Below are 14,874 nucleotides of genomic sequence, written 5' to 3'. Positions count from 1 at the left end.
CATAATGATCCCAAAAATATAGAGTTCCAGTTATGGAAGCTGTACCTGAAAATAAGCCATTGTCATCAATAAATTTATCAGCATCTATAGCTGAGGGATACGGATTACCAACCAAGTGATCATTATCAGAGCCTACCGTAAGTTCAATAATTCCATTATTTGGTAGGCCCACAAAGGTGTAGTTTTGTTCATCTTCGCCGGTGTTGGAGCCCTTCATGGAACAGCCTTGTCCTATTTTTACATCTGCAGTATTGCCTATACTCTCCCACGCACTATAACCTAAACCAGAATCTTCTAGTTTGTACATCCAATTGGTGCTTAGTTTAATGGGAGAACTTGGTGCTCCATCAGCATACGTAGCATTAGGGTCAAAATCAATTTCTATACTATTATTTGGGTCTGTGCCGTCTCTTATAACATCTCCAATGGTAAAATTGGTTCCACCTGAATTCACGGGTGAACTCCAATAATTGTATCTAAAACTATTACCAGTTCCTTGCTGGTCAATTTCTATAGAGCCGATACTTGACCCCTCAAAAACACTTCCGGTATCTTGCAATAATTGAGATTCTCCTTCTAAGTAAATTTTACCGTTTAGTGTTAAAATAGTGGTAAGACGTAAACTATTGTTGTTTATAGTTAATGAAGCTCCACTTTGAATTTCAAGATTTTTAGCAAGTCCACTATTGTCTGGCTCAGACGCAATTATTGGATAGCTTGTTATTACGACAGGAATAATATTAATTAGATTATTTATATCACTAGGAACTGCGCAGGTCCAGTTTTCCGCATTATTCCAATCTGAACTTGTGGCGCCTGTCCAGTAGTTTATGGGTCCAGTGTTAACGACCACTAAAGCTTCACAACCACCTGAATTTGGGTATGATAAAATATATGTATTTGGGTTTGCAGTTACCAATCCTGTTACTGAGGTGCTTATTACACTTGGTGAGAAGGTGTATTGATTGGCAATATTAGGATCGTAGCCTCTAATCTGGAAACTTCCTGTTGTAACTTCGCATGTTGGATGAGTAATTGCACTTATCATTGAAGTTCTAGGATTTGTAGCTTCCGTTCCATAAACAGAAATAGCACCAGTGGTAGACAGCATTCTCCCTGTTATTTTACCTCCTGATCCCATGCTAACTGCGCCAGGATTACTAATTAAATTTCCGCTTATGTTCGTAAAAACAGCCATAGAAATAGCGCCTCCAGATAGCCAAAATATATTTTCTGGTGAAGCGCAATTAATCAAGACTACTGTCGCATGCGCAGTGGTAGAAAATGCACCTCCTATTTTAAAGATGAATTGTGCATTGGTGTCACCTTGCCCATCCAAGGTAAGAGTGCTATTTAAGGACGCGGCAGCAGCTTGAGAATAAACACCTGGAGTTAGCGTCTCGCCATTACCGAATACCGGAATATGAGCAGCTGTTGTTACGGTATTGTTTATTTGATCTACAATAGTAGTTAAATCTAAGGCTGCTTGTATAGTAATAGCACTCGCATTATAAGTGTTCCCTATTACAACTGAAGGGGCTTCAAAACCAGTTATAGCACCTACATTGACACCTATATTACCTGTTATTATTGAGGTTGCAGTAAGTGTGTTTCCTATCGTTCCAGCGGTTGTAAAAAGAGTAAAGTCTTCAATTGATCCAAGATTAATTTGAGAAACTGCATTATTAATTCCTAAGAAGAATGTAATAATTAGAAAAAGAGGACATAAGAATTTTGTTTTGTAGATGATAGTCCTTGGAGTATTAAGATTCGTATTGATACTATCCTTTTCATCAAAACTTGCTTCAATATTGTCTGTGTGCAAATACACAACAGATTTTTTGCCATTTAAATTAGTGATAGTGTTCATAGGAAGATTATTCATATTTTTTGATGTTAAATTATTCATTTCGTCGGAGTATTATACGTTTAATCGTGTTATTTCGTATATCATAGAGAAATCACGCATTTTGAATAAAAAACAGCTTGACATCATTCTAATATTAATTTCATGCATGTAAAATTAGTAACTATTAATATAATTCTTATTTAAGGTGAAAACCTGCTAATCTTCCAACTAAAGTTTATATTTAAAACATATCTTATTTTGTAATAAAATCGATTTAGGAGTCCTTACCAGAATACAATCTGTAGTGTTTTGACTATAAACCTTGCATAAAACTTGGGTGTTCTGTTTGATTTTATTAACCAATCGAGTCGGGAAGCTTCAGTAGTAGTAAATGTTTTACATAGTATAGAATTATAGCTATCAATTTTTTTATAAATAGAATGATTAGTATTAAGCATTATAATTTCACCAACGCACCACCTGTGTTATAATGATCGGTGGTATGTAATTTGATTTTTGCTCAGCTCATTTCTATTGTTTTATAGGTCTTTGCGAATCTTCGTTTTAGATAAAAGTAGGATAGAGCGTAAAGGCAAACATCAGTTGCTTGAAAAAAATATACGAAACGTTTCGTTAATGAAACCGAAGAATGAGTTTAGGCGTTAGTCATACTAAATTCTAGGTTCACGAGCTTCTATGTATCAAAATAGGAATGACTTAATAAACCCTATAATTATTAGTGTGGTTATTTTAAGACTGTCCGTTAAAACATAGATTATATAGTTATAATTGCAAAAAACATCAGTTAGTAATAATTATTTTTTTGTTTACGTTTCCAGTTGTAGTCTTGACGATTACAATATAAATTCCCGCAGCCACATGTATTGGTAACGAGATAGATGTCTTGCTTTTTTGTATACCCCATGTATTTACCTGTTGTCCAAAACTGTTATACAAACTAACACTCCTTATATCTGTAGTTTCAATACTCTTCAATTGTAATTCGGAAATTGAATTATTCATATAAATGTGAACTCCGTCAAATAAAGTGGTCTCCTCTATAGTTAATGTAGCTGGCTGGAGTACAAGAAAAAATCTATTTTGATACTCACCTGCATCTAGATTAATTTCAAAATATTGGTTTGTAATATCATGTATTTCACCTGTTAGACTGTCTTTAATATAAAGTGAGTTGTAGTTTTCTGCATGTTCTAGCTCATCTACTTTAATTCGTATAAGTCCACCTCCCATTGTTCGAATTCCTATGGGAATTTCTTTATCGAAACCAAACTCATTAGTAGCTTGAATCACATATTTTTTATCGTTTATAACCCAATACATATCGTCATCAAAAACCTCGTACATTTCGGCATCATATCCCCAATCAACAGCATCAGATGTAGTTTGATCAAGAGTAAGCAAAACTTGACGATGACTAATGTTAGGGGCGTCAAAACCAATTCTAAATTTTGTTCTAAAATCATTTTCCGAATTATTCACAGTTGTTGATTCTGAATTATGGGCTCTCATGAATACAGAATTCTCAGGCGCTTCCTTTACAAAACTGCGCTGACTATTGTTAAATTGAATTTGTCCGCCATCTGCATCGCCTACTACAAAAAAGCCTTGACCAACAGGAATATATTTTTTTGGTGCTCCCTTGGTTGTTGACTCTGCATTGTTTAAATCTGCAGCACTCCACTCAGAAGCAGCTGCAACACCTCCGCTTTTAGTATAGGTTGCATAACCTGCTGGATAATCTGCAAAAATATGGTTGTCGCCTGCATAATGTTCCCAAAAATATAGAGTTCCAGTTATGGAAGCTGTACCTGAAAATAAGCCATTGTCATCAATAAATTTATCAGCATCTATAGCTGAGGGATACGGATTACCAACCAAGTGATCATTATCAGAGCCTACCGTAAGTTCAATAATTCCATTATTTGGTAGGCCCACAAAGGTGTAGTTTTGTTCATCTTCGCCGGTGTTGGAGCCCTTCATGGAACAGCCTTGTCCTATTTTTACATCTGCAGTATTGCCTATACTCTCCCACGCACTATAACCTAAACCAGAATCTTCTAGTTTGTACATCCAATTGGTGCTTAGTTTAATGGGAGAACTTGGTGCTCCATCAGCATACGTAGCATTAGGGTCAAAATCAATTTCTATACTATTATTTGGGTCTGTGCCGTCTCTTATAACATCTCCAATGGTAAAATTGGTTCCACCTGAATTCACGGGTGAACTCCAATAATTGTATCTAAAACTATTACCAGTTCCTTGCTGGTCAATTTCTATAGAGCCGATACTTGACCCCTCAAAAACACTTCCGGTATCTTGCAATAATTGAGATTCTCCTTCTAAGTAAATTTTACCGTTTAGTGTTAAAATAGTGGTAAGACGTAAACTATTGTTGTTTATAGTTAATGAAGCTCCACTTTGAATTTCAAGATTTTTAGCAAGTCCACTATTGTCTGGCTCAGACGCAATTATTGGATAGCTTGTTATTACGACAGGAATAATATTAATTAGATCATTTATATCACTAGGAACTGCGCAGGTCCAGTTTTCTGCATTATTCCAATCTGAACTTGTTGCGCCTGTCCAGTAATTTATAGTGGGTTTTGGGTTAATTACCACAGTAGCCGAAGTAGAGGAATAAGAACTACAGCCACCGGCATTTGTTGTGGATGTCATAGTATAAGTATTTGGATTTGCGGTTACCAATCCTGTTCCTGAAATGCTTACCACACTTGGTGTGATGTTATATGTAGTGGACGCATCGAAGTTTGTAATTTGGAAACTTCCCGTTGAAATTGAACATGTTGGGTGGGTAACTGAGTCAATCCCAGAGAGACCATTATTTATTGTGGATGCATAAACAGAAATCGCACCAGTTGTAGAAAGCATCTTACCATTTATAGAGCCACCTGAACCTATACCGATTGCTCCCGGATTACTAATTAGATTACCGCTTATACTGGTAGAAGCAGCCATAGTAATTGCACCGCCAGACAGCCAAAATATATTATCTGGTGACGCGCAATTAATCAAAATTACGGTCGCTCCAGCAGCTGTTGTAAATGCACCTCCTATTTTAAAGATAAATTGCGCATTTGGATCTCCTTCCGCATCTAGGGTAAGAGTTCCTAATAAAGATGATGCAGCTGCTTGCGAATAAACACCGGGCTTTAGTGTTTCACTGCCGAAAACAGGGGCATGAGCAGCTGTCGTTATTGTGTTGTTGATTTGAATAACAATTGCTTCGAGGTCCAAATCTGCTTGTGCAGTAATACCATTCGCATTATGAACACTCCCATTTACAATAGTAGGAGGTACAAAACCACTTATTGCACCTATATCTGCACCAATATCACCTGTGATATGCGAAGTCGCTGTATTTGAAACTGCTCCATTGGATGTGTAAAGTGCGAAATTTTCAATGGATCCAAGGTTAATTTGAGAAATAGCACTATTAATACCAAATAAATAAAAAATCAATAGAAGCTGGTGCCTTAAGAATTTTGTTTTGTGTATCATAGGGTTTTAAGTATTAAGATTGGTGTTAGTAATTTTCATATATAGTTACTTCAAAAAAGAGCTGTTGTTGTTCGAATATAGGCCGTTTTGGAACTATAAGGATAATAAAATGGTTATAATCGTTCAGATTCGTGTTTTTAATCGATATAATCTGCAACTTGTCTATTTTTCTTACATTTTTAATTAATAAAAGAAGCGTGAGTCGTTAAAAAGCGTATTTCGTCGACACGTGATTTTTAAGTTAAAACCTATCAATTTACTATCTAAAGTTGCTAGATAAAATATATCTTATTCGATCATAATGTCGATGTGGTTATAATTGAATGTCTTTCAAGATTAAGTCTTTATACATTACATATTCATATTATGCGTCTGATTATTACGTTTTTAATTATTTTAACGTCATTTTTTGACCATTTACTAATAGCAATCCGTTTTTAATTTTTATACTTCTAAATCCAATGTCTATTGAAATAACTTCTTATATCACACCTTTCTTGTTTTTTATAGTAGTTAATAGGGTGTGTAAGTTAGGATGCTCTGCGCTCCATTGTTTTATGTTTTCTATTTCCTTTTTAAAGGACACAGAACTATTTGAATGACTATCGATTAATAGTGCTGTTTTATCTTCCAATAAAATAGTTGCTCCATCATAAAGTTGGTAAGAAACAGTTATGTTTTTGTTTTTAGACTGATGATTTTCTAGGGCTATATCTAATTCTAAAATGCCTTTTTCGTAAGTTTTATCTAATGTTTATACCACTTCGAAATCTTTAATTCTTGTTTTTGGTTGTGCGTAAATAAAAACATTGCGCTCAATGCTGCTAATTCTCCAAAAATATTGACACTCTAAATATGCACCGTCAGTCCAACGAAAAATTTGAAGCGCAATAGTGTTCTTTCCTGTTTTAAGTGCTTTGGTAATGTTAAATTCAGCGGGCAATTTACTTCCTTGTGAATACTCAATGTATTGACCGTTTACCCATACAAAACCACTAGATTTCATAGCTCCAATATGCTAGAAGCTTTGTTTGTTTTTCCAACCTTTATCTAGAGTAAACGCTTTTACGTAGTAACCAACGGGATTGTAATTGTCTGGTACATCGCCATGATTTTTAGGATAGATTTTATTAATTAACTCCATGTCATCGGCTGCAGGTGCTTTATAGTCTGAAAATTCATATTGATGATTTGAATAAATTGGCACTCCATATCCTTCAACCTCTCAGTTTGAAGGCGCTTTAATGTCATCCTATTTTGAAGTATTAAACTCAGGGTTCATAAAAGAGGTCGGACGATCTTTATGGTTTCTTACCCAATTAAATTTCCATATGCCGTTTAATGATTTGTGATATTTAGAGGTATTCGTTTTCCATTCTTCAATAGTGGAGAAGGATGTAAATGAAGCATGAGCAGTTAATTTATGCTCACCAATTACAGTTTCATTTTCAATGTAGTATTTGTATTCTGTAATAGGATTTTTTTTGCTGACTTTGTAATGTTATTGTCAATAAAAAAAAGGAAAGTATTAGATAGAATTTCGTGTAGCTTTATTCATTAGATATAATTTTACACAATGACTAAGATATAGTTCCGTTTCAAAGAAGCTTATCATGGGTTAATCGAAAGGTATTGATTTTTTCTACAAAGTCAAGTACATATCCTATCCAGGTTTTTAGCTGAAACCTCTGCTTTAACTTAATGCTTAAGTCATTTTTGCTTAAAATGTTTTAATCTAGGTATAGAAACGCCTAAATGTTAAGCTAATTAGTAGAAACCAATTCGCGTAATTATGTTTCATAAGAGAGGTAGTATCCTATAATTTTTGAGATTAAGGCGGCGAAACTTTAGTTTTTGAAGTCTGATTAGGGTTTTATTATAACAAGAGTTGGTTTTTATCTCAGCACATTCCAGATGTGCGTTTTGTCGTTTTCTATTTGTTGTATAACATGTTGACGGTAGTTTTTTTTATCAGTTACTTTTAGAATAGCTAATTTTAACGGTTCCTGTTTTTATTTTTTCTCCAAATCACGGCAAGTACGGCACAAAACAAATTATGGAATAAGCCACAGAAATATCAACAGAGAAATTTCCCGTTTTAGCAAGACTGTTTTGACTTTAGTTGTTCGTTGTTGAGTAGGGAATAAATAAAACACTAATATATTAATAAACCAACTTCAACAAAAAAAACCTCAACCAAGTGGTTGAGGTTTTAATATTATTAAGAATTATAGTACTTAAAGTATGACAATGGAGTCTTAAACTATTACAGCCATTGTATGGTTTTCCAAACAGCTGTGGTGCCTCCTCCAAAAATCATTAATCTCTTAGTGCCACTATTATAATACATATCACCTATTTCCGGATTTAAAGGAGCAGTAGCCCTAGGTTTTAGGTTCAGAACATCTTGTACTTTTAATACTCCAGGAATAACCACATGGTCCACGTCTCTTCCCAATCTAATTTGATTATCGGCATCAGGAGTAGCGTTGTATCCAATTGCTGTAGTGTAGTTAAGCGAGCTACCACCACCAAACTGTGGGACACCTGCTTGAGCTCCAATAGCCGTGTTTCCCATGCCTGTTATAATATATAGACCTGCCTCGAATCCTATTGCTACATTTTCTTCAGACTCAGTGCTAGCGCTAAAAGCCGAATTTAAATTTTTTAACGCATTAACGCCAAAAGCTACGTTGTTATTGTCATTTGGATCAGCAGTAAGGCCCGCATCTGCACCAATATAGTAACTGTTGTTATTTATCCCATTCCCTTGCACATTACTTAAAGAATTCATTGGACTTCTTGTATCTAAAATACTGGTGAAATCTAAAATCCCTGTTCCTGTAAAAACTGCTAAACCACCGGCATCTCCTGTATTCCAAAAAATTCTCCCAGGACCATGTACATCCGAGCCTATCCAGATACTTGGATTTATCCTAGGCAGTTGAAGTGTGCTTTTAGTTGAATTTAAATCTAAGATAACAGTTGCTTGAGGAGTTGGATTATCTATATCTGAAATAATGACTTGGCTATCATCTGTAACCGTTAGAGTTTCAGTATTGCTGGAGGTTATTACTTCAAAATTTCCATTAGTACCAAGTGTGTTTTTAATATCTTGAGCATATACAGTACTTGCAAAAATGGTTAGGGTAATAAAGATGTACGTTTTTTTCATAATAATGGTTTTAAATTTTTAGAAACTAAATTGAGACAGAAACGCTTAAAAATTGAGCGCAAAGGCATTGGTTATTTTTTAATAATTTTATATGTGTTGGATTTACTCGATTCAATATCGATCACTTTTAGCAAGTAAATTCCATTTGAAAACGAAGATATATCAATGTTTTTTGAATTGGACTCCTTTATTTTCTGACCCATCGGATTGTAGATTTCAAATTGTAAGTCTTTGTCACTAGCGATTCTAATTTCTCAAGTTGCAGGATTCGGGAAAATAGCAAATTTATCTAAGTCAAATTCGTCAATTTGTAGAGTTGCATCTGAAGCAGAAGCTGTTATTCTATCCATTGTGACATTACTTAAATTGGCATCAAGAGTTATAGTATTTAGAACGTCATTCACCGTTGAAGCAAATGCTGTCCATGTACTATTATCTTCAATTTCTAAGTTTAAGAGCATTTCGGTTCCACTGTTTATTTCAGCATCTTCATAATTCAAAATTAAAGAACCACTATAGGTTATTAAAGGGTTCGCCATTTCATAGATTCTTAGAATCGATTCTTTTCCGCCAGAAACATATACCAGGGAGCTTGATAGATTAATTTCGTTATCTGCAATTTCATAATCAACACTTGGACTCATTTTCAAACCAAATGCATTTAACGAAGCCCCAGCACCAATAACAATACTAGAAGTACTAGAAACTGATATTTGTTGAGCAAATGCGGTTAAGCCAATAAAAAAAGTAAATAAAGTAATTTTTTTCATAGAGTATATTTTAAAATATTAAATTAAATAAATTTATTTTTTTGATACGACTTAGTATAAATATTGCTATTGGTATTAATGAATTTATACTCTAAAAAAGCCTTGGACATATTCAATCCAAGGTTTATAAGATCAACTATTGCTCCGTTACAAAATAACTTAATTCTGAAGAATTTTCATTAGTTAGTGTTGCTAAGGCAATAATTAGTATCGAATTGTTTCCGTGAGAAGTGTTATCACTTAATCTTAATAAATTGGTATCTAAATGTGGAGCTATACCTACCGGAGTCACAACAACTAAACTTGAAATATCATTATGATTAACTTCAATATACGAGCTTAACTGTCCGAAATTTAAATTAGAAACAACTTTCTTGTCAGAAGTTTCACCTCCAATATAAATATCTATTGCACCTATATTCTGGTTTGCGTTAAAATATTTAACTCTTACATTACCTGTTTCTGGAATGGTTTCATCTAATTCTGAAAAAACCATTGTTTTATGAGCTGAACTTCCAATCATACTTGCGTAATATAACTTGCCGTTGCTTAATGTATGCGAAGAAGAAATTAAATGACTATTGTTAGAGTCTGTTACATCAAAAAGCACAGAATACTTGGTCGTTTCCCATTCAAACTCAACTTTATTTCCATAGGCATAATTTTGATTATCAATTAATTCAATTTCCTCTATTCCCCAATTTAGCAATGTGTTCTCTGTATAATAATTCTGCATAAATACATTTGCTTTATGAAATTCTGTAGGTGGTGTAATAGGTTCTTCATTACTATCACTTCCGCTACAAGAAGAAAGAATTAATAGCACAAAAAATAGAAGTGTAGGTTTAATTATTAGCGCTTGCATGAATTTAATTGTTTAGGCTTTTTTTCAAAATTAGAAATCAATTTCTTTAATGTGCTTGGGTACGTTGTTTATTTTTGATAAATTCAGTTCTATTTTTAACATATATGTATTAAATGAAGCGAATATTGTATTTTTTAGTGTTTTTATTTTCTCTTTTAACAGTTGAGGCTCAGGACACAATTTTTGTCAAATCTTTAAATTTATCAAATGTAAAAAACGTTACCACCGACAATAAAGACCTTTATTTTAGAATGGATAATAAACTCTACTATTATAATCAAGAGAAAAGCAAACCTATTGCGAAAACAAAAGGAAATTTAAAATATAGTTGGTTGGAATTCGATTCGGACAGTCAAGATTATGCAGTGATGAATTCGAATTACATACCGCTAAATAGACGGATAAATTGTAAATACTATGAAAATATAATCCCAGGATTTTGCAATAAACAAGCTACAGTGGTAAGAGTAAACAATAATCTCTTTATTTGTTTAAACGGAAAAATACTGCAATACCGAATAGATACTAATTATAAAATAGAACATAAAGGACGTTCCATTCGACATGTTTTTTCTGAACCTGGCAGAAGAATAATCTCAACATATAGTGGCGTATTTTCGGACTCATTATGGACTCAATTTTCTAGCATCAAGATTAAGGGTGATTTAGAATATTCGAATGGTGTATTATCTAAAATTAATGGTAATTACTATTTATGTCAAGACGATCTACTTAAATTAAATATCAATAATTCAACATTTGAAAATGTTTTAGCTACCGAGAATGGCCCAAGGACAAGAAAGTTAGTAGATTTCAAAGGAGTCATCTATGCGATGTATAATTCAGCACTTGGAATTATTGATTTAGATAATTCAATTAATAACAAAATATTAATTAATGATGAGTTTACAGATATTCAAATTCATCAAAATAAACTCTATGCATGTTCAACAAATGGTAATTTATATATTATAGATTCAAAAGGTAGCATAGATGTTTATACTTTCGATTATTCTTTTAATGATATTAGTATTTATGATTCTCAAATATACTTGGGAACTAAAACCAATATGGTTAGATTAAATGAAAACTTAGGTTTAGATGTAGTTTTCGAAAACGAGGAAGTAATTCAATCAATGTTTTTAGATGACTCATTACTATTTACAAACAATAGAGGGTTTCATATATTTTTAGATGGACAAATTAATACAATAATTGATAATATTGAATTTAATAAATTTGCTTTAAGCTTTGATGATAATTATATTTACGCAGGGTCTGTAAATGGATTATACATCATAGAAACCTCAACTATGCGAGAAGTAATTGTTCCAAATTTATTAGATAAGGTGTATATCAAGAATGATAGTTCTTTGCTTAAATATACTTATTTAATAATAATTTTTTCACTATTAATTATAATTTTTTCATTTTGGTTTGTTCTTAAAAGGAGAAAAGATAAAAATCTAAAACATACAATTAGCTCTGAAATTATAATACAAATTATTGAGGATAAACCAAAAGTGATATCCGTAGAAAATTTGGCAGAATATCTTAACACGTCCGTAGTCCAAATTAATAGAAATCTTAAAAGAGAAAATACTACTGCTTTAAAAATTTTAATAATTGCTAAGAAAAAAATTACGAGTGATATGCTTAAAGAAGGAGCTTCAATTAAAGAGATTTCAAAAAGAGTTGGTTACTCAGAAAGATATGTTAAGGAAAAGTTGATTATTGATTGTGCTATAGATTAATGTATTTACTTTTAATATTAGTAGGGTGTAAGTATCATAAATATTTTTAATTTAATTATTGTCAACGCCCTATTTAGTACGTTTTATTGTTGAGATCCCGCAAACAAGCCAGGGTATGGATAGTTCCAGAAGGGTAATTTATTTATTTATTCAGTATATAAGGAGCTTCTTGTTTGTTATAACTTTTTCCTTTTATTTCAATACCTCAGGCATCTTAGCTTGAAAACGTTTTAACCGTGGTAGAGAGACGCCCTGAATGTATCTGTTTTCTGGATGCAGTTTTTCGTAGTTTTGATGGTAATCTTCGCCAATCCAAAATTTTTGAAAAGGATACACTTCTGCAGCAATTGTTTTACCTAGTTTTTTTGCTAAAACGGCTTTCTTTGTTTCAATAATTTTCTTTTGTGCGTCATTCTGGTAAAAAATAATAGAACGGTATTGAGATCCTCTATCTGGACCTTGACCATTAACTTGCGTTGGGTTTTGCGAGGCGAAATAAACATCTACAAGTGTTTTAAAACTAACAATTTTGGGATTGTAAATAATCTCTACAGCTTCTGCGTGGCCTGTTCTACCTGTATTGCTAGCTTCGTAAGTTGGGTTTTTTGTATGCCCTCCAGCATAACCACTAATAGATGCTTCTACACCTTTTACACTTTCGTAGACGGCTTCTACGCACCAGAAGCATCCACTAGCAAAATAGGCTTTTGCCATACCATTCTCCAATGAGACTTCAATAGGTTGTGTCGTTTTTAAATCTTCTTTGTTTTTTTTGTTTTCGGAGTTTTGCGCAGCGTTTTTGCAGTTAAATAATAAACTTACAACGAATAGTAGTAGTATCTTTTTCATGGTTTTTTTAGAATTAGTCGTACAAAGTTAAGTATCCTTAATTATATTTATTTTAAAATTTTGCCAAAAAAAAAGCCTTCATTAAAAATGAAGGCTTACTTTATAATATTAAAATGAAATTATAGTTTTTTAAACATTTTTTCCATTTTTGCTTTTTGTTCTTCAGCTAAAGCCTCATCGACTAAAATACGACCAGAATGCTCATCTGTAATAATTTTTTTACGAGAAGCAATTTCCATTTGTACTTGTGGCGGAATAGTAAAGTATGAACCTCCCGAGGCACCTCTTTCAATTGGTACAACAGCTAAGCCATTCTTTACATTAGTACGAATTCTATGATACGCTTTTACTAAACGCTCTTCAATTTTCTTTTTATAATCTTCAGACTTTTTAAGAAGCGCTTCTTCTTCTTTTTCAGTTTCAGATAAAATAGCATCTAACTCACTTTTTTTGTGCTTAAGGTGTGTTTCACGCTCTTTAACGTGTGCTTTAGTTTTGTCTACAACTTCTTTCTTTTGCTCTATTTGCGCTCTAAATTCTCTAATATGCTTTTCAGCAAGCTCTATTTCAAGCTCTTGATATTCGATTTCTTTAGTTATAGAGTTAAATTCTCTGTTATTTCTAACGTTTTTTTGTTGCTCGTTATACTTTTTTATTAAAGTTTTAGCTTCTTCAATTAGATTCTTTTTGTCGCCAATTTGAGAATCTGTAGACGCTAAATTGTCTTCAAGTTTTTCTAATCTTGATCTTAATCCAGTGACTTCATCTTCTAAGTCGCTAACTTCTAAAGGTAGTTCTCCACGAACATTTCTGATCTCATCTATTCTAGAATCGATTAACTGTAAATCGTATAAAGCTCTTAAACGTTGTTCTACACTTATTTCTTTACTTTTTGCCATACTTTAAAAATACTTAACAGGATTGGTGTTTGTCTTTGATAAAACGACTGCAAAATTAGTAATTTTTTTTGTAAGATGTGCTACTAAACCGTTTTTTGTGTACTGCTCACTTTCATAATGTCCAATATCTGCGAGAAGGATGTTGTTTTCTGCAGAAAAAAAATCGTGATACTTTAAGTCTGAAGTTACAAAAACGTCTGCTCCTGCTGCTTTTGCAGCTTGTATAGCAAAACTTCCAGAGCCGCCTAATACTGCTACTTTTGTAATTGATTTATTTAAATAATTAGAATGGCGAATACTTTCAGTATTCATTTTAGTTTTTAAAAACTTAAAAAAGGCGCTTTCAGGCATTGCTTTTTTTAAAGTGCCAATCATTCCCATGCCTATATTTTGGTTCTTATTTTCTAAGGTTGTTATTTCATATGCCACTTCTTCGTAAGAATGATTTTTAAATAGTGTGTCTATAACTTTTGCTTCCAAATGCTTGGTAAATGTGATACTAATTTGCGTTTCTTCTTCAAAATGAAGATTACCTTTTTTTCCTTTTACCGGATTAGAGCTTTGATTTCCTTTATAAGTTCCAATGCCTTCAATATTAAAACTACAATGACTATAATTACCAATTGTTCCTGCACCAATGTTAAAAATGGCGTGTCTTAAGCTTTCTGCTTCTGATTTTGGAACATAAGTGGTGAGTTTTTTTATTGTTTCTACTTTTGGTATTAATATTTTTCTATTTGTTAAGCCTAATTGCGCGCAAATAATGTCGTTTACACCGTTTATATGGTTATCTAATGCCGTATGGATGGCATAAATAGCAATGTCGTTTTTTATCGCTTTTTGAACCGTACGTTCTACATACGTTTTTCCTGTAAGCTTTTTTAAGCCTTTGTATATAATAGGATGGAAACTGACTATAAGATTACATTTATTAGTTATTGCTTCGTCTACAACCGCTTCAAGGGTGTCAAGCGTGACTAAAACACCAGTGAGTTTTGTGTTTTTATCTCCAACAAGTAAACCTACATTATCGAAGTCTTCGGCATAAGCCAAAGGAGCGAAGTCTTCTAGGTGATTTATAACGTCTTGAATTATCATATAATTTTGAGAATTGATTAGTAATATCAAATAATTTTTAAAATAATTGAGATTTAATTTCAATCATTTTCAATC

At 32.8% G+C, this 14,874-nt stretch carries 13 protein-coding genes; 1 reads left to right on the top strand and 12 read right to left on the bottom strand.

What is annotated here, in order from left to right:
- The 9 genes from RH82_RS15385 to RH82_RS15360 form a co-directional block, all read right to left on the bottom strand.
- Positions 1 to 1,885, bottom strand: a 1,885-nt coding sequence (locus RH82_RS15385) for an ice-binding family protein (RefSeq protein WP_034062064.1), incomplete at its 3' end; no start/stop codon positions are given.
- Positions 1,886 to 2,650: 765 nt separating this feature from the next.
- Positions 2,651 to 5,389 carry an ice-binding family protein gene (locus RH82_RS15380; RefSeq protein ID WP_081979281.1) on the bottom strand — a complete coding sequence of 913 codons (2,739 nt, stop codon included), beginning with the start codon at positions 5,387 to 5,389 and terminating at the stop codon, positions 2,651 to 2,653.
- Between the two features lie 481 nt (positions 5,390 to 5,870).
- Positions 5,871 to 6,101 carry a hypothetical protein gene (locus tag RH82_RS18275; RefSeq protein ID WP_241148088.1) on the bottom strand — a complete coding sequence of 77 codons (231 nt, stop codon included), beginning with the start codon at positions 6,099 to 6,101 and terminating at the stop codon, positions 5,871 to 5,873.
- A gap of 42 nt (positions 6,102 to 6,143) precedes the next feature.
- Complete coding sequence (locus RH82_RS18005; RefSeq protein WP_052158378.1) at positions 6,144 to 6,395, bottom strand: sugar-binding domain-containing protein; 252 nt, start codon at positions 6,393 to 6,395, stop codon at positions 6,144 to 6,146.
- 12 nt (positions 6,396 to 6,407) lie between these two features.
- Positions 6,408 to 6,596 carry a hypothetical protein gene (locus tag RH82_RS18000; protein WP_052158377.1) on the bottom strand — a complete coding sequence of 63 codons (189 nt, stop codon included), beginning with the start codon at positions 6,594 to 6,596 and terminating at the stop codon, positions 6,408 to 6,410.
- 1,059 nt (positions 6,597 to 7,655) lie between these two features.
- Positions 7,656 to 8,564 carry a hypothetical protein gene (locus RH82_RS15370; protein ID WP_034062061.1) on the bottom strand — a complete coding sequence of 303 codons (909 nt, stop codon included), beginning with the start codon at positions 8,562 to 8,564 and terminating at the stop codon, positions 7,656 to 7,658.
- A 71-nt stretch (positions 8,565 to 8,635) separates the two neighbouring features.
- A complete protein-coding gene (locus RH82_RS19300; protein ID WP_394330737.1) occupies positions 8,636 to 8,809 on the bottom strand; it encodes a T9SS type A sorting domain-containing protein in 174 nt (57 codons plus the stop codon).
- 9 nt (positions 8,810 to 8,818) lie between these two features.
- Complete coding sequence (locus RH82_RS15365) at positions 8,819 to 9,334, bottom strand: hypothetical protein (RefSeq protein WP_034062059.1); 516 nt, start codon at positions 9,332 to 9,334, stop codon at positions 8,819 to 8,821.
- 136 nt (positions 9,335 to 9,470) lie between these two features.
- Entirely contained in the window at positions 9,471 to 10,199 is a 729-nt protein-coding gene (locus RH82_RS15360; protein WP_034062058.1) for a DUF4397 domain-containing protein, read from the bottom strand.
- A gap of 251 nt (positions 10,200 to 10,450) precedes the next feature.
- Between RH82_RS15360 and RH82_RS15355 the strand changes: the two genes are divergently transcribed.
- Positions 10,451 to 11,953: a hypothetical protein gene (locus tag RH82_RS15355; RefSeq protein ID WP_156112498.1), complete on the top strand. Its 1,503-nt coding sequence runs from the start codon at positions 10,451 to 10,453 to the stop codon at positions 11,951 to 11,953.
- A 192-nt stretch (positions 11,954 to 12,145) separates the two neighbouring features.
- Here the strand turns inward: RH82_RS15355 and msrA are convergent, their stop codons facing one another.
- The 3 genes from msrA to RH82_RS15340 all read right to left on the bottom strand — a co-directional run bounded on the left by msrA (position 12,146) and on the right by RH82_RS15340 (position 14,799).
- A complete protein-coding gene (gene msrA / locus RH82_RS15350) occupies positions 12,146 to 12,802 on the bottom strand; it encodes a peptide-methionine (S)-S-oxide reductase MsrA (protein ID WP_034062054.1) in 657 nt (218 codons plus the stop codon).
- A gap of 119 nt (positions 12,803 to 12,921) precedes the next feature.
- On the bottom strand, positions 12,922 to 13,701 hold the full coding sequence (locus tag RH82_RS15345; protein WP_034062052.1) for a zinc ribbon domain-containing protein: 780 nt from the start codon (positions 13,699 to 13,701) through the stop codon (positions 12,922 to 12,924).
- Between the two features lie 3 nt (positions 13,702 to 13,704).
- Entirely contained in the window at positions 13,705 to 14,799 is a 1,095-nt protein-coding gene (locus tag RH82_RS15340; RefSeq protein ID WP_034062050.1) for a Nif3-like dinuclear metal center hexameric protein, read from the bottom strand.
- Between the last annotated feature and the right edge of the window lie 75 nt (positions 14,800 to 14,874).

Origin of the sequence: Lacinutrix jangbogonensis (genome assembly GCF_000797445.1) — a bacterium.
Taxonomy (GTDB): domain Bacteria; phylum Bacteroidota; class Bacteroidia; order Flavobacteriales; family Flavobacteriaceae; genus Lacinutrix; species Lacinutrix jangbogonensis.
Note: the sequence above shows the minus strand (reverse complement) of the source record. Positions and strands in the feature narration are given on the sequence as shown.